Source organism: Cupriavidus pauculus (genome assembly GCF_008801835.1).
GTDB lineage: Bacteria > Pseudomonadota > Gammaproteobacteria > Burkholderiales > Burkholderiaceae > Cupriavidus > Cupriavidus pauculus.
In genome coordinates, this window is the sequence record NZ_VZOW01000003.1 from 185,809 (window position 1) to 204,572 (window position 18,764).

The 18,764-nt window shown below is 65.1% G+C and carries 16 protein-coding genes and 1 pseudogene; 5 read left to right on the forward strand and 12 right to left on the reverse strand.

From position 1 onward, the window contains the following. Positions 1 to 25 precede the first annotated feature (25 nt). From F7R19_RS05350 to F7R19_RS05365, 4 genes are all read right to left on the reverse strand, one after another. Positions 26 to 946 (reverse strand): ion transporter, encoded by a 921-nt coding sequence (locus tag F7R19_RS05350; RefSeq protein WP_150979674.1) that lies wholly within the window; start codon positions 944 to 946, stop codon positions 26 to 28. A gap of 72 nt (positions 947 to 1,018) precedes the next feature. Next, the gene (locus F7R19_RS05355) at positions 1,019 to 2,521 is read right to left on the reverse strand and encodes an FAD-linked oxidase C-terminal domain-containing protein (RefSeq protein WP_150979581.1); all 1,503 of its coding nucleotides are present in this window, start codon (positions 2,519 to 2,521) and stop codon (positions 1,019 to 1,021) included. A 181-nt stretch (positions 2,522 to 2,702) separates the two neighbouring features. Beyond that, positions 2,703 to 3,593, reverse strand: a complete 891-nt coding sequence (locus F7R19_RS05360; protein ID WP_061952947.1) for a LysR substrate-binding domain-containing protein — start codon at positions 3,591 to 3,593, stop codon at positions 2,703 to 2,705. A 10-nt stretch (positions 3,594 to 3,603) separates the two neighbouring features. After that, positions 3,604 to 5,022: an FAD-binding oxidoreductase gene (locus tag F7R19_RS05365; RefSeq protein WP_150979582.1), complete on the reverse strand. Its 1,419-nt coding sequence runs from the start codon at positions 5,020 to 5,022 to the stop codon at positions 3,604 to 3,606. A 188-nt stretch (positions 5,023 to 5,210) separates the two neighbouring features. On the opposite strand from F7R19_RS05365, the gene F7R19_RS05370 reads away from it, so the two are divergent. From F7R19_RS05370 to pabB, 4 genes are all read left to right on the forward strand, one after another. Next, complete coding sequence (locus F7R19_RS05370) at positions 5,211 to 5,762, forward strand: cob(I)yrinic acid a,c-diamide adenosyltransferase (RefSeq protein WP_061952943.1); 552 nt, start codon at positions 5,211 to 5,213, stop codon at positions 5,760 to 5,762. A gap of 175 nt (positions 5,763 to 5,937) precedes the next feature. After that, positions 5,938 to 7,881 carry a molecular chaperone DnaK gene (dnaK, locus tag F7R19_RS05375; protein WP_061952940.1) on the forward strand — a complete coding sequence of 648 codons (1,944 nt, stop codon included), beginning with the start codon at positions 5,938 to 5,940 and terminating at the stop codon, positions 7,879 to 7,881. A 172-nt stretch (positions 7,882 to 8,053) separates the two neighbouring features. Then, entirely contained in the window at positions 8,054 to 9,193 is a 1,140-nt protein-coding gene (dnaJ, locus tag F7R19_RS05380) for a molecular chaperone DnaJ (RefSeq protein ID WP_061952938.1), read from the forward strand. A 131-nt stretch (positions 9,194 to 9,324) separates the two neighbouring features. Beyond that, positions 9,325 to 11,187: an aminodeoxychorismate synthase component I gene (gene pabB, locus F7R19_RS05385; RefSeq protein ID WP_407648837.1), complete on the forward strand. Its 1,863-nt coding sequence runs from the start codon at positions 9,325 to 9,327 to the stop codon at positions 11,185 to 11,187. A 78-nt stretch (positions 11,188 to 11,265) separates the two neighbouring features. On the opposite strand, the gene panB is transcribed toward pabB, so the two are convergent. The 7 genes and pseudogenes from panB to F7R19_RS05420 all read right to left on the reverse strand — a co-directional run. Beyond that, complete coding sequence (gene panB, locus F7R19_RS05390; RefSeq protein WP_061952936.1) at positions 11,266 to 12,087, reverse strand: 3-methyl-2-oxobutanoate hydroxymethyltransferase; 822 nt, start codon at positions 12,085 to 12,087, stop codon at positions 11,266 to 11,268. 115 nt (positions 12,088 to 12,202) lie between these two features. Beyond that, the gene (locus tag F7R19_RS05395; protein WP_061952934.1) at positions 12,203 to 12,844 is read right to left on the reverse strand and encodes a deoxynucleoside kinase; all 642 of its coding nucleotides are present in this window, start codon (positions 12,842 to 12,844) and stop codon (positions 12,203 to 12,205) included. Positions 12,845 to 12,864: 20 nt separating this feature from the next. Next, positions 12,865 to 13,383, reverse strand: a complete 519-nt coding sequence (folK, locus tag F7R19_RS05400; protein WP_061952932.1) for a 2-amino-4-hydroxy-6-hydroxymethyldihydropteridine diphosphokinase — start codon at positions 13,381 to 13,383, stop codon at positions 12,865 to 12,867. 1 nt (position 13,384) lies between these two features. Next, a complete protein-coding gene (pcnB, locus tag F7R19_RS05405) occupies positions 13,385 to 14,974 on the reverse strand; it encodes a polynucleotide adenylyltransferase PcnB (RefSeq protein ID WP_150979583.1) in 1,590 nt (529 codons plus the stop codon). A 1-nt stretch (position 14,975) separates the two neighbouring features. After that, positions 14,976 to 15,650 carry a histidinol-phosphatase gene (locus F7R19_RS05410; protein ID WP_061952928.1) on the reverse strand — a complete coding sequence of 225 codons (675 nt, stop codon included), beginning with the start codon at positions 15,648 to 15,650 and terminating at the stop codon, positions 14,976 to 14,978. Between the two features lie 94 nt (positions 15,651 to 15,744). Further along, positions 15,745 to 16,458 carry a DnaA regulatory inactivator Hda gene (gene hda / locus F7R19_RS05415; RefSeq protein ID WP_150979584.1) on the reverse strand — a complete coding sequence of 238 codons (714 nt, stop codon included), beginning with the start codon at positions 16,456 to 16,458 and terminating at the stop codon, positions 15,745 to 15,747. Between the two features lie 10 nt (positions 16,459 to 16,468). Then, positions 16,469 to 16,834: pseudogene (locus F7R19_RS05420) on the reverse strand (AI-2E family transporter); the annotation flags it as partial. A gap of 255 nt (positions 16,835 to 17,089) precedes the next feature. Here F7R19_RS05420 and purM point away from each other — a divergent pair. Then, complete coding sequence (purM, locus tag F7R19_RS05425; protein WP_150979585.1) at positions 17,090 to 18,142, forward strand: phosphoribosylformylglycinamidine cyclo-ligase; 1,053 nt, start codon at positions 17,090 to 17,092, stop codon at positions 18,140 to 18,142. Positions 18,143 to 18,224: 82 nt separating this feature from the next. Here the strand turns inward: purM and F7R19_RS05430 are convergent, their stop codons facing one another. Next, complete coding sequence (locus F7R19_RS05430) at positions 18,225 to 18,722, reverse strand: GNAT family N-acetyltransferase (protein WP_150979586.1); 498 nt, start codon at positions 18,720 to 18,722, stop codon at positions 18,225 to 18,227. Positions 18,723 to 18,764 lie beyond the last annotated feature (42 nt).

The following is an 18,764-nucleotide window of genomic DNA, read 5'->3' on the forward strand; positions in this document are numbered from 1 at the left end:
GGACGTATGGTTATCGGTATTGGTATCAGTTGTCTTTCGGCGGCGTGCGGGGGCCGGGCGCGTTGTCGGGCATCGCCTCCACGTGATAGTCCGGCAACGCGCTGCCGCAATGCTTGCAGTAATGCGCGTCGGGCTCGTGGCCCTCGGTCAGGCAGTGTTCGCACGAGCGCGTGGTCAGCGGCCGCTTGATGATGCTGGCGGCCAGTTCCGCGCCGACGATGCCGGTCGGGAATGCGATGATTCCGTAGCCCAGCAGGATCGTCAGCGACGTGATGAACTGGCCTACCGGCGTCTTGGGCACGATGTCGCCAAAGCCCGTGGTGGTCAGCGTCACGATGGCCCAGTACATGCTGTGCGGAATGCTGGTGAAGCCGTTCTGCGGGCCTTCCACCACGTACATCACGGTGCCGAGGATCACGGTGATGATGAACACCGTGCCGAGAAAAACGAAGATCTTGCGGCGGCTGTTGGCCAGTGCGCGCGCCAGGATCTCGGCTTCCTCGAAGTACACCGTCAGCTTGAGAATCCGAAAGACACGCATCAGACGCAGCAGGCGCACGTCGATCAGGAACGCAAGTTCGGGCACGAAGAACGACGCCCACGTCGGCATGATCGAAATGAAATCGATCACGCCGTAGAAGCTCAGCGCGTAGCGCAGCGGCCGTTTCACCACGGACAGGCGCATGATGTACTCGGCCGTGAACAGCAGCGTGAAGAGCCATTCGAGCACGGTGAACAATCCGCCAAGCCGCGCGTGGATTGATGGAATGCTGTCGAGCATTACCACGCCCACGCTGGCGACGATGGCGATCAGCAAAAGCACGTCGAACAGCCGGCCCTGACGTGTGTCGGCTTCGAAGATGATGGTGTACCAGCGCTGGCGCCAGCCCGATTCGGGCAGGCCCAGCCGTTGGCGGTTGAGCGCGGTCTGGTTGCGGTGCGGCATCTGGGAAATCAACGGTTTGCGCAGAGTCGACATGCTGCCTGTGCCCACCGGTGTGTGTGGATCAGGAACGGGTCAGAAACGTGGCAGATCGGGATGCGGCAGCAGTCCGCGGCTCACGTGCATCCTGCCGTATTCGGCGCAGCGTGCCAGCGTGGGAATGGCCTTGTCCGGATTCAGCAGCCGCGCCGGATCGAACGCCGCCTTCACGCCGAAGAACGCCTCGCATTCGGCGCGCGAGAACTGCACGCACATCGAATTGAGTTTTTCTACGCCGACGCCGTGTTCGCCGGTCACCGTGCCGCCCAGTTCCACACAGGTTTCCAAAATGTCGGCGCCGAATAGTTCGGCGCGGTGCCATTGGTCGGCGTCAGCGCCGTCGAACAGGATCAGCGGGTGCATGTTGCCATCGCCGGCGTGAAACACGTTGATGCACCGCAACGCGTACTTCTGCTCCATCTGTTCGATGCGCTTGAGCAGCGTGCCGATATGCTTGCGCGGAATCGTGCCGTCCATGCAGTAGTAGTCGGGCGAGATGCGGCCCGCCGCGGGGAAGGCATTCTTGCGGCCGCTCCAGAAGCGCAGGCGTTCGGCTTCGCTTTGCGACACGGTGATGCGCGTGGCGCCCGACGCGCGCAGCACTTCGCTCATGCGGCCGATTTCCTCGGCCACTTCCTCGGGCGTGCCGTCGGATTCGCACAACAGGATCGCCGCTGCGTCGAGGTCGTAGCCGGCCTTGACGAATTCCTCGACGGCGGCCGTGGCGGGCTTGTCCATCATCTCGAGTCCGGCAGGAATGATGCCGGCGGCGATCACGTCAGCCACGGCATTGCCGCCTTTTTCGACGTCGTCGAAGCTGGCCATGATGACTTGCGCCAGTTGCGGCTTGGGAATGAGCCGCACGGTGACTTCGGTTACCACGGCCAGCATGCCTTCGGAGCCGATGAGCGCGGCCAGCAGATCGAGCCCGGGCGCGTCGGGCGCTTCGGACCCGAATACCACCACATCGCCCTCCATCGTCACCGCGCGCACGCGCAGCACGTTGTGCACGGTCAGGCCGTATTTCAGGCAATGCACGCCGCCCGAATTCTCCGCCACATTGCCGCCGATCGAGCAGGCGATTTGCGATGATGGATCGGGCGCGTAGTAGAGGTTGTGCGACGCCGCGGCCTCGGAGATCGCCAGGTTGCGCACGCCGGGCTGGACCACGGCCGTGCGCGAATAGGGATCGACCGACAGGATGCGCTTGAACTTGGCCAGCGACAGCACCAGGCCGCCGGCAATCGGCATGGCGCCGCCCGACAGACTGGTTCCCGATCCGCGCGGCACCACTGGTACGCCAAGTTCATGGCACAGACGCAGCACCGCGCAGACCTGCTCTTCGGTGCTGGGCAGGACCACGGCGTCGGGCACTTGCCGATACGCGGCCAGTCCGTCGCACTCATAGGGCACGGTGTCTTCGGCCTTCCACAGCACGGCCGATTCGGGAAGGATGTCGGCCAGCCGCGCCAGCAGCGCGGTGCGGCGGGTTTCGGTGGATGCACCGGCAACGGTGTGGGCGTCTTGCGGGGCGTTCATGGCAGCTACTCCTGTGACGGACCGGGCGCCGCGCGTCGCCTTCACGCACGGCCGGGACGGCAGACTATAGCGCAGGCAATTGGCCACGCGCGTGCCAGGGCGCGTGAATTCGGCATGGCAACCCGATCAAAATGGTTCATGCCGGGCGCGGACGGCCAGTTCCAGCGTAGTGGCTGCGGCGCTACCAGTCCAGCCCGAGCAGCCAGTCAATGAAATAGCGCGCTTCGGGCATCAGCGGCGCCTGTTCGCGTTCGACGATGTAGTAGCCGTGCGGCGAGACCGATTCGATATCGAGCAGCTTGATCATCTGTCCCGCGGCCAGCCACTGCCGCGCCATGCGCTGGCGCACCAGCCCCACGCCCTGGTTCGATACGATGGCTTCGAGCATCAGGCCGATATCGTTGAACTGCGCGCCGGTCTGCGGTTCGGGCCAGTCCAGCCCGGCGGTTTCGAACCAGGGCCGCCACGGCTCCAGCGGGCTGCGCAGCAGCGTCAGGTTGTGCAGGTCGTCGGGCCGCTTGATCGCGAAACCGTTCACGCGCTCGTAGTATTCGCGGCCGCATGCCGGAAACACGGGCTCGACCAGCAGCCGGGTCGTCTTCAGGTCCGGATACCGGCCGGTGCCATAGCGGATTTCCAGATCGGTGTCTTCCGCCTTCACATCGAGAAACGGCACGGCCAGGTGCAGTTCCAGGTCGATATGCGGATACAGCGCCGTGAACTCGGGCAGGCGCGGCACCAGGTGCTGGCGGCCGAACGTGGGCGGAATGGCCACGCGCAGGCGCGCGCGCAGCTTGTTGTATTCAGGACGCGCCAGTTCGTTGAGCGATTTGAGCGCGTCCTCCACATTGCGCTGGTAGCGCATGCCGGCCGAGGTCAGCCGCAGCGCTGCGTTCGAGCGCACGAACAGGTCTTCGCCCCACAGTTCCTCAAGGTTCTTGATCCGGTGCGAGACCGCGCTGGGCGTGACCGAAAGTTCCTCGGCGGCGCGCGCGAAGCTGCCGAGCCGCGCCGCCGATTCGAATGCAATCAGCAGGTGCAGCGGCGGGACGCGATGAAAGGCCGATGCCATGACCGGTGCCTCAGCGCGTGGCGTTGAAGATCTTGCCCGGGTTCAGGATATGGTTCGGATCGAGCGCATCCTTGATGGCGCGCATCAGGTCCAGCGCGTCCTCGCCATGTTCCTGCGCCAGAAAGCCCATCTTGTGCAGCCCCACGCCGTGTTCTCCGGTGCATGTGCCGCCCATCGCCAGCGCGCGCTGCACGATGCGGCGGTTGATGTCCTCGGCTTCGGCCATTTCGGCGGGCTGGTCCGGGTCGACCAGAATCGCCACGTGGAAATTGCCGTCGCCGACGTGTCCGACGATCGGGCAGGGCAGCGACGATGCGTTAAGGTCCTTTTCCGTTTCCGTCACGCAGTCGGCCAGTCTCGAAATCGGCACGCATACGTCGGTAGTGACGGACTTGCATCCGGGCTTGAGCTGCAGCATCGCAAAGTACGCCGTGTGGCGCGCATTCCAGAGCCGCGAGCGGTCTTCGGGACGGGTGGCCCATTCGAAGCCCTGGCCGCCATGTTCCGCAGCGATTTGCTGCACGGTCTCGGCCTGCTCGCGTACGCCGGCCTCGGTGCCGTGGAATTCGAAGAACAAATGCGGCATTTCCGGCAGCGTGAGATTGTCGTGCCGATTGATGGCGCGGATCGCCAGCGCGTCGACAAATTCGACCCGCGCCACGGGCACGCCAAGCTGGATGGTCTGGATCGTCGCGCGCACCGCATCGCCCATGCTGGGGAACGCGCAAACCGCCGCCGAAATCGCCTCGGGCTGGGGGTACAGGCGCACCGTCACCTCGGTGATGATGCCGAGCGTGCCTTCGCTGCCCACGAACAGGCGCGTCAGGTCGTAGCCGGCCGACGACTTGCGGGCGTTGGTGCCGGTGCGGATGACGCGGCCGTCGGCGGTCACCACGGTCAGCGCCAGCACGTTCTCGCGCATCGTGCCGTAGCGCACGGCGTTGGTGCCCGACGCGCGTGTGGCGCACATGCCGCCCAGCGACGCGTCGGCGCCCGGATCGATCGGGAAGAACAGGCCGGTGTCCTTGATTTCCTGGTTCAACTGCTTGCGTGTGACACCCGGCTGGACTGTCACAGTCAGGTCTTCGGGGTGGACCGCCAGTACGCGGTTCATTTGCGACAGGTCCAGGCTCACGCCGCCGGCCACGGCCAGGAGATGGCCTTCCAGCGAGGATCCGGCGCCATACGGAATCAGCGGCACGCGGTGGGCGTTGCACAAGCGGGCCAGTTCGGCCACTTCTTCGGTGCTGTGGGCAAACACCACGGCGTCTGGCAGCGCGGGTGGAAATGGCGATTCGTCGCGCCCATGGTGCTCGCGCACGCCGTGCGAGGTGGAATACCGCTCGCCGAAGCGGGCCGCGAGGGCGTCGGCCAGTTGGGTGGGAAACGGACGGCGCGCCAGCGCTGATGCGGGGGTGGGGTGGTTCATGCGGGTCTCCGGCGGGCCGTATGGCTCTGTATGCAGTGGAATGCCGCTATTCTACGGCCGGCTTGGGCGCCCGCGTCACAGGACTGGCGCGCCACCGCGGATCGCGCGCCGATTAACGGCCATGGCACGCCCGAAGCGGTCCATAATTGCGCCACTTCGCAGTCGATCAACAAAATGAGGAGACCGGCATGGGCAACCGCCTGTCCAAGATTGCCACGCGCACCGGCGACGCCGGCACCACCGGGCTCGGCGACGGCAGCCGCGTCGGCAAGAACAGCCTGCGTATCGCCGCCATCGGCGATGTGGACGAACTGAATTGCCATATCGGCCTGCTGCTGACCGAGCCGGACCTGCCGGCGGACGTGCGCGGCGCCTTGCTAGACATCCAGCACGATCTGTTCGATCTGGGCGGCGAGTTGTCGATCCCCGGCTTCACACTGCTCAAGACGCCTCAGGTAGCGCAGCTCGACGCCTGGCTGGAACATTACAACGCCAGCCTGCCGCGCCTGGCCGAGTTCATTCTGCCAGGCGGCAGCCGCGCGGCCGCCCAGGCGCATGTGTGCCGCACCGTATGCCGGCGCGCCGAACGCGCGCTGGTCGAACTGGGCGCCGCCGAGGCGCTCAACGAGGCGCCGCGCCAGTACCTGAACCGGCTGTCCGATCTGCTTTTCGTGCTGGCCCGGGTGCTCAATCGCGCGAGCGGCGGCACCGACGTGCTATGGCAGCGCGAACGCACATGATTGAAGTGATTTATCGGTAACTTTTTGGCTGGATCGCGCGCGCAGGCGATAAACCGAGAAAATTACTCGGAAAAGCGTGATTCGCCCTTGAAATGGCCCGGTCCGGCCACATTTCGCACTCAGGTTGAAATTGCAGTCCCTGACAGAGAGACAGGGCTCAATAGGAGAGAACACTATGGGTAAGATCATCGGTATCGACCTCGGTACCACCAACAGCTGCGTGTCGGTCCTCGAAGGCAACACGCCGAAAGTCATTGAAAACTCGGAAGGCACGCGTACCACGCCGTCGATCATCGCCTACATGGAAGATGGCGAGATCCTGGTCGGCGCCCCGGCCAAGCGCCAGGCGGTGACCAATCCGCGCAACACCCTGTACGCGGTGAAGCGCCTGATCGGCCGCAAGTTCGAGGAAAAGGAAGTCCAGAAGGACATCGGCCTGATGCCGTATGCGATCGTCAAGGCCGACAACGGCGACGCCTGGGTTGGCGTGCGCGACCAGAAGCTTGCCCCGCCGCAGGTTTCCGCTGAAGTGCTGCGCAAGATGAAGAAGACCGCCGAGGACTACCTGGGCGAGCCCGTGACCGAAGCCGTGATCACGGTGCCGGCCTACTTCAACGATTCGCAGCGCCAGGCCACCAAGGATGCCGGCCGCATCGCCGGACTGGACGTCAAGCGCATCATCAACGAACCGACCGCAGCCGCGCTCGCGTTCGGCATGGACAAGAACGAGAAGGGCGACCGCAAGATTGCCGTGTATGACCTCGGCGGCGGCACGTTCGATATCTCGATCATCGAAATTGCCGACGTGGACGGCGAAAAGCAGTTCGAAGTGCTGTCGACAAACGGCGACACCTTCCTGGGCGGCGAAGATTTCGACCAGCGCATCATCGACTACATCATTGCCGAGTTCAAAAAGGAACAGGGCGTCGATCTGTCGAAGGACGTCCTGGCCCTGCAGCGCCTGAAGGAAGCGGCCGAAAAGGCCAAGATCGAACTGTCGAGCTCGCAGCAGACCGAAATCAATCTGCCGTACATCACGGCGGACGCCTCGGGTCCGAAGCACTTGAACCTGAAGATCACGCGCGCCAAGCTGGAAGCGCTGGTCGAAGACCTGATCACGCGCACCATCGAGCCGTGCCGCACCGCCATCAAGGATGCGGGCGTCAAGGTCAGCGACATCGACGACGTGATCCTGGTGGGCGGCATGACCCGCATGCCCAAGGTGCAGGAACAGGTGCGCGAGTTCTTCGGCAAGGAAGCCCGCAAGGACGTGAACCCGGACGAAGCCGTGGCCGTGGGCGCCGCGATCCAGGGTTCGGTGCTGTCGGGCGATCGTACCGACGTGCTGCTGCTGGACGTGACGCCGCTGTCGCTGGGTATCGAAACCCTGGGCGGCGTGATGACCAAGATGATCACCAAGAACACGACCATCCCGACCAAGCACGCCCAGGTCTTCTCGACCGCCGACGACAACCAGCCGGCCGTGACGATCAAGGTGTTCCAGGGCGAGCGCGAGATGGCCAGCGGCAACAAGCTGCTGGGCGAGTTCAACCTGGAAGGCATTCCGCCGTCGCCGCGTGGCACGCCGCAGATCGAGGTGTCGTTCGACATCGACGCCAACGGCATCCTGCACGTCGGCGCGAAGGACAAGGCCACCGGCAAGGAAAACCGCATCACGATCAAGGCGAATTCGGGTCTGTCGGAAGACGAGATCCAGCGCATGGTCAAGGACGCCGAGGCCAACGCCGAGGAAGACAAGAAGGCCCGCGAGCTGGCTGACGCCCGCAACCAGGCCGATGCGCTGATCCACTCGACGCGCAAGGCGCTGACCGAGCATGGCGACAAGCTCGAGGCCGGCGAGAAGGACAAGATCGAATCGGCGATCAAGGAACTGGAAGACGCCGCACGCGGCGGCGACAAGGCCGAGATCGACGCCAAGGTCACTGCGCTGTCCGAAGTCAGCCAGAAGCTGGGCGAGAAGGTCTACGCCGAGATGCAGGCCAAGGCTGGCGAGGGCGCCGCACCTGGCGCCGGCGCCGCGGGCGGCCAGCAGCAGGCCCAGCCGCAGGACGACAACGTCGTGGATGCCGAATTCAAGGAAGTCAACGACAAGAAGTAAGCGGGAAGGGGGCGGCGGCGCCGGGATAGCCGGCGCCGCCGCCCGTTCCCGACGCCGGGCGACGGTGGTCTGACTCAAGGTGAAAACCACGGTCGGACACCGCGCTCGGCTTTTTTGCTTATCGCGCGGCGGGTATTCCGTGACCCGCCGGGCCAATCAGGTATGAGCCACCATGGCAAAACGTGACTACTACGAAGTGCTCGGGGTAGGCAAGAACGCGAGCGACGACGAGATCAAGAAGGCGTATCGCAAGCTTGCGATGAAGTTTCACCCGGACCGCAATCCGGACAACAAGGAAGCCGAAGAGAAGTTCAAGGAGGTCAAGGAAGCCTACGAGATGCTTTCCGACCCCGAGAAAAAGGCTGCCTACGACCAGTACGGCCACGCGGGCGTGGATCCGAACATGGCTGGCGGCTTTGGCGCCGGCGGATTCGGCGGCGGCGGCTTTGCTGAAGCATTCGGCGACATCTTTGGCGATATCTTCGGCCAGGCGGCTGGCGGCGGACGCCGCGGCAATGGTCCGCAGGCGTACCGCGGCGCCGATCTGCGCTACAGCATGGAAATCACGCTGGAGCAGGCCGCGCATGGCCACGAGGCGCAGATCCGCGTGCCGCACTGGGACGATTGCGACCATTGCCACGGCAACGGCGCGGAGCCCGGTTCGTCGGTGGAAACCTGCCCAACCTGCAATGGCGTGGGCCAGGTGCGGGTGTCGCAGGGTTTCTTCACGATGCAGCAGACGTGTCCGAAGTGCCACGGCAGCGGCAAGTTCATTCCGAAGCCTTGCACCAAGTGCCACGGCCAGGGAAAGCTGAAATCGCAGAAGACGCTTGAGGTAAAGATTCCGGCCGGTATCGACGAAGGCATGCGGATCCGTTCGTCGGGCAACGGCGAGCCCGGCATCAACGGCGGGCCGCCCGGAGACCTGTACGTCGAGGTTCACATCAAGCCGCACGAGGTGTTCGAACGAGACGGCGACGACCTGCATTGCCAGATGCCGATTTCGTTTGCCACGGCGGCGCTCGGCGGCGAGCTGGAAGTGCCCACGCTGGGCGGCAAGGCGTCTTTCCCGGTGCCCGAAGGCACGCAGGGTGGCAAGACGTTCCGCCTGCGCGGCAAGGGCATCAAGGGTGTGCGCTCGGGCTATCCCGGCGACCTCTACGTGCACGTGAATGTGGAAACGCCGGTCAAGCTGACCGATGCGCAGAAGGAAATCCTGCGCCAGTTCGATCGCTCGGTGCACGAGGGCGGATCGCGCCATAGCCCGCAGGAGCAATCCTGGCTCGACAAGGTGAAGAGCTTCTTCAGTTAAGCGAGCGCTCCATTGCGCAAGGTTCCCGAGCGGGACAATGAAAACGGCCACGTGAAAGCAACGTGGCCGTTTTTTTATGGGCGACGCGGCGATAATGCGGGCTTGATGTATCCAGTCTGCCTCTGCCGATCGTGGTCCTGCCGTCCCGTACCAATTCCCCTTTTGTCCTGCTCGACGACGCGCACGCGCCGGGCGTTGCCGCATCGCGCCTGTATAGCGATTTCGTGCGCCAGGACGTGGTGCCAGCCGGCACCGAGCCGGCCGCGCTCGACGCGTTGCTGGCCGACGGCTGGCGCGACGGCCTGCACGTCACGCTGTTCGCACCGTACGAATTTGGCGGCCCGCTGGTGGGCGCGCCGATGCATGCCGACGAGCGCCTGCCTTTCCATGACGGCGCGCTGCGCCTGTTCTGGTTCCGCTCGCTGACCATGCTCGATGCCGCGCAGGCGCGCCAGTGGATAGACGCGCAGGCGTCGACGGGGCCGGCCGGCGTGCTCGATATCGCGGCAAACCTGTCGCGCCAGCAGTACACCGATGCCATCGCTCGGATCCGCGACTACATTGCCGCTGGCGACACCTATCAGGTCAACTTCACGCAGCGGCTGCGCTTCGATGCGTTCGGCGATCCGGTGACGTTCTATGCGGCATTGCGCGCGGCGCAACCGGTGCCGTTCGGCGCGCTGGCGCAATTGCCGGGCGATCACTGGGTGTTGTCGCTGTCGCCGGAACTGTTCGTGGCACACGACGGCCACGGGCGCATGGTGGCGCGCCCGATGAAAGGCACCGCGCCGCGTAGCGGCGACCCGCAGGCCGATGCGCGGGCGGCCAAGCTGCTGGCGGCCGACGCCAAGAATCGCGCCGAAAACGTGATGATCGTCGACCTGCTGCGCAACGATCTTGGACGTATCGCGACGCCCGGCAGCGTGGCCGTGCCCGACCGCTTCGTCGTCGAGCCGTTCGGGCGCGTGTTGCAGATGACGTCGACGGTGGTGGCCACGGCGCGTCCCGAGACCTCGTTTGCAGACGTGATGCGGGCCCTCTATCCGTGCGGGTCGATCACGGGCGCACCCAAGCGTCGCACGATGCAGATCATCGCCGAGCTGGAAACATCTGCGCGCGGCCTCTACACCGGATCGATCGGCTGGCTCGATGCACCGCGCGACGGCGCACGGCTTGGCCCGTTTGGCATGTCCGTGGCGATTCGCACGCTGGTGCTCGCCCCGCCGGGCGCCGACGGCCTGCGGCGTGGCGAAATGGGCGTCGGCGGCGGTATCGTCTACGACAGCATCGCCGACGACGAATTCGCCGAGTGCGGATGGAAGGCGCGGTTTCTTACCGGGCATGATCCGGGCTTCGCATTGTTCGAGACCATGCATGCGCGCGACGGGGCAGTCTTGCACCGGGAACGGCATCTGCGGCGCATCGCGCAATCGTGCCGCAGTTTTGGTTTTGCGCTCGACCTGCCCGCGGCGCGCGCCGCGTTACAGGCCGAAGCCGCGCGCCTGGGCGACGGCGATTGGCGCCTGCGCATGAATGTCGACAAACGCGGCGCGCTGGCGTTTGCCTCGGGCGCGCTCGTGCGGTTGCAAGATGCGCCAGTCGCGCTGGAACTGGCGCCGATACGGCTGGCCGTGGTCGATCCGTTGCGCCGCCACAAGATCAGCGTGCGCGCGGTGTTCGATCACGGCTGGCAGGCGGCTGAACGCAATGGCGCGTTCGATTGCCTGTTCTTCAATACGCGCGATGAATTGCTCGAAGGCGGGCGCAGTTCGGTGTTCGTCAAGCTAGAGGGTCAGTGGCTGACGCCGCCGCTGTCGGCCGACATCCTGCCGGGCGTGATGCGCGCCGTGGTGATCGAGGAGGGCGATGCGCTGGTCGACGGTCCCGTTGTCGAGGCGACGATCACGCGCGAAATGTTGTTGCGAGCGCAGGCGATTGTGATTGCGAATGCGTTGCGCGGCACGTTGCGCGCGCAATTGCGCATCGATCGCTGAGGCCGCGCGCCCCTGCCGCTGCGGCAGAGGCGGTCCGCATATCGCGCCGGGGATCGGTCCCGGATCGGCGCGGCCCGGTCAGGCTGCGAAGGTGTGTTCGATGGCTGGGAAGCTGCCGTCCTTGACTGCCGCGACATAGGCGCGCACGGCCGCTTCGATCGACGGCTGGCCGTCCATGAAATTGCGCACGAACTTCGCCTTGCGGCCCGGGTAGATGTTCAGCATGTCCTGCAGCACCAGCACCTGACCCGAGCAGTCCACGCCAGCACCAATGCCGATGGTCGGCACCGTCAGCAGCGCGGTGACTTCGCCCGCCACCTTGGCCGGCACGGCTTCCATCAGCACGACCTGCGCGCCGGCCTGCTGCAGCGCATGCGCATCGCGCTTGAGCTGCGCCGCACCGGCCTCGGTCTTGCCCTGTACCTTGAATCCACCAAATGCATGCACCGATTGCGGCGTCAGGCCAATATGCGCGCACACCGGGATGCTGCGCTCGACCAGGAATTTCACGATCGGCGCCAGCCATTCGCCGCCTTCGAGCTTGACCATCTGCGCACCGGCGCGCATGACCGTCGCCGCGCTTTCGAACGCCTTCTCGGGCGTCGGATAGGTGCCGAACGGCAGGTCCGTCACCAGCAACGCGGTCTGGTTGCCGCGCGCCACGCATTCGGTGTGATACGCCATGTGTTCCAGCGTCACGGGCAGCGTGGTTTGCTGGCCCTGCATCACGTTGCCGAGCGAATCGCCAACCAGGATCATTTCGACGCCGCAATAGTCGAGCAGCGCGGCAAAGCTGGAATCGTACGCGGTCAGCATGGCGATCTTTTCGCCGGCGTCGCGCATGGCTTGCAGCTTCGGGATGGTGACGGTCTTGCGGGAGGGATCGAGAAGGTAGCTCATGGCAGTGCCCGTAGGAGTAGCGACCGTGGCTCGCACGAAAAAGCTTCGGCGGCCGGCCGTTGTCGTTATCGTGTGTTGTGCTGCCGTGAGACCTTCGGCGTGTCTTCGGGGCAGTTCAGGATGCGGCGAGATTCAGGAATGCCTTGCGGCCTCGCATGTTCTCGATGCGCGACAGTAGTGTACGGAAATCGCCGTCGTTGTCCACCGGATTGAAATGCGCGGTATCGACGATCAGCACCGGGGCTTCGTCGTAGCGATGAAACAGTTCGCCGTAGGCGTCAGTCAGCCTTTGCAGATACTGTTCGTCGATGCTGGTTTCGCCAGGCAGTGCTCGCCGCGCAATGCGCTCGCGCAACAGCGACGGCGTGGCTTGCAGCATGATCACCAGATCGACGCGCTGCTGCGGCGCCTGCAGGTGCGCGGCCAGCGCGTCGTAGAGCGCCAGCTCGTCGGCCTCGAGCGTCAGCGACGCATAGAGTCGGTCGCGGGCATGCAGGAAATTGGCGATCATGCGCTGGCCGGCCAGCATCGCCGCGTGCCATTGCTGCAGCTGCGTGGCGCGCTGGTGCAGGCAGGCCAGCTGCATCGGCAACGCATAGCGTTGCGGATCGCGATAGAAACGTTCGAGAAATGGATTGTGGCGGGCGCCGTCGGGGAGTTCGCCAGCGCGCAGATGCTGCGCCAGGCGTTGGGCCAGCGCCGCCTTGCCGGACCCGATCGGGCCTTCCACGACGATGCGGCGCAGGTGATCGAGCATGGCTCAGATGGGCCGCGTGCTCACGCCGGCGTGCCGCCTTCCTGCAGGCGTGTGCATTTGCATGAGGAAATCTTCTCGATACGCTGATTCTGCACGCCGGCGAGATAATCGGCGGCGCGGCCTGCGCCGGGAATCTCGATAGCCGGGGAAAGCTCCAGCAGTGGCACCAGCACGAACGCGCGCTCGGTCATGCGCGGATGCGGCACGGTCAGAATCTCGGTGTTGATCGACGCGTCGCCATACAGCAGCAGGTCCAGGTCCAGCGTGCGCGGCGCGTTGCGAAACGGCCGCTCGCGTCCGAACTGGTCTTCGATGTGATGGCAGATGCGTAGCAGTTGCGGCGCCGAAAACGTCGTCTGCAGCTTGACCACCGCATTGAAGTAGTCGTCGCCCGTGGCGTCCACTGGCGCCGTGCGATAGAACGAAGATTTGGCGAGCACCGTGATGCCGGCATGCTGTGCCAGGCATACGATCGCGTCTTTCAAGGCTTGGCGCCCATCACCCAGATTGGCGCCGATGCCGATGAAGGCTAGCGTCATGTTATTCCTCCGGCTTGGCGCGGCGCGGTCCTGGCTGCGGCTGACCCTCTGCCGCTGATTCCGCCGAACCCGCCTCGCTGCGGGAAGACACTGTATCCGATTTCCGCGGACCGCGTCGGCGACGGCGCTTGCGTGCCGGCGCATCCCCTTCGTGGGTCTCGGCATCTTCCTGGCTGCCGCTGTCGGGGTCGCCCGCCGCCTTGCTGCCGCTCTTGCCACCACCCTTGCCGCGCGGCCCGCGGGCCGCTTCGATCAGCGCTTCGCGCTGGTCCGGCGGACAGTTCTGGAAGTCGGTCCACCACTGGCCCAGTTCGGCCGGCTGCTCGCCGGCTTCGCAGCGCAGTTGCAGGAAATCGTAGCCGGCGCGGAAGCGCGGCGATTCCAGCAGCCGGAACGGCATGCGGCCGACACGCTTTTCGAAACGCGGCTGCATGCCCCAGATGTCGCGCATATCGGTGACGAAGCGGCGCTGGATTGCCAGCTGGCCGGTCTGTCTTTCCAGCACGATGTCCATCGCCGTGTTCAGCGCGGCAATCGGGTGCTCGCCGGCCTCGCGCAGCTTCGTCCAGTGCTGCAGCACGTGGTGCCACAGCAGCGAGGCGAACAGGAAGCCCGGCGACACCGGCTTGCCGGCCTGCACGCGGCGGTCGGTGTTGTCCAGCGCCAGTTGCACGAAGCGCTGGCCCATGGGCTGTTCGATGGCCACGTCGAGCAGCGGCAGCAGGCCCTTGTGCAGCCCGGCCTTGCGCAGTTCCTGCAGCGACGCCCAGGCGTGGCCCGACATCAGCAGCTTGAGCATTTCGTCGAACAGCCGCGCGCTCGGCACGTTATGGATCAGCGGCGCCAGTTCGTGAATCGGTTCGCGGGTCTGCTCGTCGATGCCGAAGCCGGTTTTGGCGGCAAAGCGCACCACGCGCAGCATGCGCACCGGATCTTCGCGATAGCGCGTGACCGGATCGCCGATCATGCGCAGCGTGCGAGCCCGGATGTCCTCCATGCCGTGATGGTAGTCATGCACGGTTTGCGCGGCCGGATCGTAGTACATCGCGTTGATCGTGAAATCGCGGCGCTCTGCGTCCTCGGCTTGCGATCCCCAGACGTTGTCGCGCAGCACGCGGCCGCTGGCGTCGATCGCATGGGTCTTGCTGTCGAGTTCGGCGCGTTTCAGGCGACGGCCTTCGGGCAGCGTTTCGCTGGCGATGGCGTCCACCAGCGCACGGAACGTCGAGACTTCGATGATTTCCTGCTCGCGGCCACCGTAGAACGTGACGTGCACGATCTGAAAGCGACGGCCGATGATGCGCGAGCGGCGGAACAACGCCTGCACCTGTTCTGGCGTGGCGTTGGTGGCCACGTCGAAATCCTTGGGCTTGATGCCAAGCAGCAGGTCGCGCACCGCGCCGCCGACGATGAACGCCTGATAGCCGGCCTGTTGCAGCGTGGAAGTGACCTTGACCGCGTTGCGGGAAATCAGGCTCGGGTCGATCCGGTGTTCGTCCACGGCGACGATGCGCGGCATGTGGGCGCGGCCGGCGCGGCGTTGCTTGGGCCCGGGCTTGCCCAGCAGCCGATTGATGAGCTTCTTGATCACGTCAGAACAGGTCCATGATGCGCCAGCCGGCCGCGGCCGCATGGTTGCGCAGGCGGTCGTCGGGATTGGCGGCGATTGGCTCGCTGACCTTTTCCAGCAGCGGCAGGTCGTTGGCCGAGTCGCTGTAGAACGTGGTGCTGCCGAAGTCGTCCCACTTCGCACCCATGCTCTTGAGCCAGCTGTCCACGCGCGTGATCTTGCCTTCGCGGAAGCTCGGCACGCCGGCCACTTCGCCGGTGAACGCGCTTTCGGGCTTGCCGTCGATGGTTTCCGGCTCGGTGGCGATCAGATGCTTGATGCCGAAGGCCTGGGCGATCGGCGACGTCACGAAGCTGTTGGTGGCGGTCACCACGGCGCACAGGTCGCCTGCTTCGAGGTGCTTGTACACCAGCGCGCGGGCCTGTGGCGTGATTACGGGTTCGATCACTTCATGCATGAAGCGCACGCGCCATTGGTCCAGCCGGTCGCGCGGATTGGCCGCCAGCGGGGCCAGCGCGAAGCGCAGGAACGCCTGGATATCGAGCGTGCCGGCCTTGTATTGGGTATAGAACTCGTCGTTTTTGCGACGGTACGATTCCTCGTCGACGACGCCAAGGCGGACCAGGAAGCGGCCCCATTCGTGGTCGCTATCGGTCGGGATCAGGGTGTGGTCGAGGTCAAACAGTGCCAGATTCATGGGGCGCGATTTTACATTAAGGTGCCGGGGGCGGTCGTGGGCGCCCGGCGTGAGCGGAGCGGCATGCATGCCAGCTCCCGGTTGCGGTGCCGCGCTACTCGCGGAATTCGGCAAACATTTCGCGCAGCAGCGGCAGCGTCACGGCCCGTTTGCGCTCGAGCGAGTACATGTCCAGTGCATCGAGCAAGGCCATTAGGCTCGGCATGTCGCGGTAGTGGCGCGTCACCAGCCAGTGTGGAATTTCGGGCGACAGCTGCAGGCCGCGTTCGCGGGCGGCCTGCAGCAGTGCCGCCATCTTGTCTTCGTCGGATAACGATTCAAGCTGGTAGACCAGGCCCCAGCCGAGCCGGGTGCGCAGGTCTTCACGCACCGGCATGGCGCGCGGAGCGAGCCCGCCGGCCACCACGATGGCGCATCGCACGTGCGCGCGCACCTCGTTATACAGCGAGAACACCGCGATCTGACGCGCTTCGTCCAGCAGTTCGACATCGTCGACGGTATAGACCTGGCACGACGGGTCGAAGATGAAATCGGACAGCGCATGGTGCGGGCTCAGATAGCGGCAGTTCAGTCCCAGGTGCAGCGCAGCGTCGCACACCGCGTGCAACAGGTGCGTGCGCCCCGAGCCGACTTCGCCCCACAGGTAGATCAACCGGTCGTTGGCCTGCTCGCGCGCCAGCGCCACGGGCAGTTCGCGCAGCCGCTGCACGGGCTCGCGGTTGGCGGCCACGAAGAAGTTCTCGAACGTGGATGGCGGCGGGCTGCCCAGTTCGAGCGACAGCTGCTTCTGACTTTGACGCGATGACATGACGAATCCGTTACTTGCGCGAAACGTGCCTGCTGAAGACGCACCCGATCTGGTGACGATACAAGTCGCTGGCCAGGTAAACGCGTCGCAGCTGACGCGCGCCGACCAGCAGCACCGCACAAGTCGGCAATGCCAGCAGCACGCCGAAAAAGCCGAACAGCTGCCCGAACGCGAGCAGCGCAAAGATCACAACCAGCGGATGCAGGCCAATACGCTCGCCCACCAGGCGCGGCGTCAGGTAGAAGCTTTCCACAAATTGGCCGATGCCATATACCACCGCCACCGCGCCAAGCCCGTACCAGTTACCAAACTGCAACAGCGCCGCCACCACGGCCAGCGCCAGGATCAGGGCGATCAGCGCGATGGCCACGGCTATCCATAACAGGATGCATTTGGAGTCTTGCGAAAGCAGCGGAGCGGTCATCGGAGGGGCCGGCGGGTCACGGGTTGGCAGTGGGGCAGATGGATTCGTCCGCCGATCACTGGTCGCCGGGAGCCTGTATCCGTTAAAATCGCGATTTTACTGGAGTCGCGTCCGCTCTCCGCGCCCGATTGGCCTCACCGCCCCGGGAAGCGTTGTTCAAATGCGCCGATTTCCACACTTCACCTCCTCAAAGACAAGCAGGTTCTCATGAGCGCATCCCCGACCGCCGGCCAGGCAGGCCTTTCCTACCGCGATGCCGGTGTTGACATCGATGCCGGCGACGCACTGGTCGACCGCATCAAGCCGTTTGCCAAGCGCACCATGCGCGAAGGCGTGATGGCCGGCATCGGCGGGTTCGGCGCCTTGTTCGAACTTTCCAAGAAGTTCCAGGAGCCGGTGCTGGTCTCTGGCACCGACGGCGTGGGCACCAAGCTGAAGCTGGCCTTCCAGCTGAACCGCCACGACACCGTGGGCCAGGATCTGGTCGCCATGAGCGTGAACGACATTCTGGTGCAGGGTGCCGAGCCGCTGTTCTTCCTCGACTACTTCGCCTGCGGCAAGCTCGACGTGGACACCGCCGCCACCGTGATCCAGGGCATCGCCCATGGTTGCGAGTTGGCCGGCTGCGCGCTGATCGGCGGCGAAACCGCCGAAATGCCGAGCATGTACCCCGATGGCGAATACGATCTGGCCGGCTTTGCGGTCGGCGCGGTGGAAAAGAAGAAGATCATCGACGGCACTACGATCCAGCCGGGCGACGTGGTGCTGGGCTTGGCCTCGTCGGGCGCGCACTCCAATGGTTACTCGCTGGTGCGCAAGATCATCGACGTGGCCAAGCCGGACCTGAACGCCGATTTCCACGGCCAGCGCCTGCAGGACGCCATCATGGCGCCGACCCGCATCTACGTGAAGCCGCTGCTGTCGCTGATCGAAACGCTTCCGGTCAAGGGCATGGCGCACATTACCGGCGGCGGCCTGACCGAGAACGTGCCGCGCGTGCTGGGCGACACCCTCACGGCCGTGATCCAGAAGGACGCCTGGACGCTGCCGCCGCTGTTCCAGTGGCTCCAGTCGCAGGGCCGCGTGGCCGACGCCGAAATGCATCGCGTATTCAACTGCGGCATCGGCATGGTCGTGATCGTGGCGAAGGAAGACGCCGAACGCGCGATCCGTCACCTGCAGGCCGCCGGTGAAGCCGTGTGGCAAATCGGTGAGATCCAGCAACGTCAGGAAGGCCAGGCGCAGACCGTGGTGATTTGAGCGCCATCGCCTAACTGCCGCAAGCAAAAGCCCGATCGTCGAGATCGGGCTTTTTGTTTTTGCGAGCGGCGGATTTGCGCCGTTACGGCTGGCTGCCGAGCCGGCTCAGCGCGTCGCCGGTCACGCGGCAGATCCGCCAGTCCGGCATGACGTCGGCGCCCATCGCGCGATAGAAGTCGATCGACGGCTGGTTCCAGTCGAGCACCGACCACTCGAAGCGGCCGCAGCCGCGTTCCACTGCAATCGCAGCCAGATGCTGCAGCAGCGCCTTGCCCAGGCCGTGACCGCGCCAGGCCGGCTCGACGAACAGGTCTTCGAGATACAGGCCCGGTTTGGCCAGGAACGTCGAAAAATTGTGGAAGAACAGCGCGAAGCCGACGGCATGCCTGGCGCCATCCTGTTCGACTTCCACGATCACGGCCTCGGCATGCGGCGTGGCGCCAAACAGCGCGTCGCGGATCTTCTGCGGCGTGGCTTCCACCAGGTGCGTGAGTTTTTCGTATTCGGCCAGATCCGAGATCAGGCGAAACAGCGTGGCGCTGTCGTCGGGCGTGGCGGGGCGGATCGAGAAGGCAGTCATCGCGGTGTGCATCGGAAAATGTGAGCGACGATTATCGTTCAC

Bases quoted from the DNA above. Each gene is read 5' to 3' on its own strand.
- F7R19_RS05350 (WP_150979674.1), bottom strand. From the start codon at position 946: ATGCCGCACCGCAACCAGACCGCGCTCAACCGCCAACGGCTGGGCCTG.
- panB (WP_061952936.1), bottom strand. From the start codon at position 12,087: ATGAGCTACCTTCTCGATCCCTCCCGCAAGACCGTCACCATCCCGAAG.
- F7R19_RS05365 (WP_150979582.1), bottom strand. From the start codon at position 5,022: ATGAACCACCCCACCCCCGCATCAGCGCTGGCGCGCCGTCCGTTTCCC.
- purM (WP_150979585.1), top strand. From the start codon at position 17,090: ATGAGCGCATCCCCGACCGCCGGCCAGGCAGGCCTTTCCTACCGCGAT.
- hda (WP_150979584.1), bottom strand. From the start codon at position 16,458: ATGTCATCGCGTCAAAGTCAGAAGCAGCTGTCGCTCGAACTGGGCAGC.
- F7R19_RS05355 (WP_150979581.1), bottom strand. From the start codon at position 2,521: ATGAACGCCCCGCAAGACGCCCACACCGTTGCCGGTGCATCCACCGAA.
- dnaJ (WP_061952938.1), top strand. From the start codon at position 8,054: ATGGCAAAACGTGACTACTACGAAGTGCTCGGGGTAGGCAAGAACGCG.
- F7R19_RS05410 (WP_061952928.1), bottom strand. From the start codon at position 15,650: ATGAATCTGGCACTGTTTGACCTCGACCACACCCTGATCCCGACCGAT.
- F7R19_RS05370 (WP_061952943.1), top strand. From the start codon at position 5,211: ATGGGCAACCGCCTGTCCAAGATTGCCACGCGCACCGGCGACGCCGGC.
- dnaK (WP_061952940.1), top strand. From the start codon at position 5,938: ATGGGTAAGATCATCGGTATCGACCTCGGTACCACCAACAGCTGCGTG.
- F7R19_RS05360 (WP_061952947.1), bottom strand. From the start codon at position 3,593: ATGGCATCGGCCTTTCATCGCGTCCCGCCGCTGCACCTGCTGATTGCA.
- folK (WP_061952932.1), bottom strand. From the start codon at position 13,383: ATGACGCTAGCCTTCATCGGCATCGGCGCCAATCTGGGTGATGGGCGC.
- F7R19_RS05395 (WP_061952934.1), bottom strand. From the start codon at position 12,844: ATGCTCGATCACCTGCGCCGCATCGTCGTGGAAGGCCCGATCGGGTCC.
- F7R19_RS05430 (WP_150979586.1), bottom strand. From the start codon at position 18,722: ATGACTGCCTTCTCGATCCGCCCCGCCACGCCCGACGACAGCGCCACG.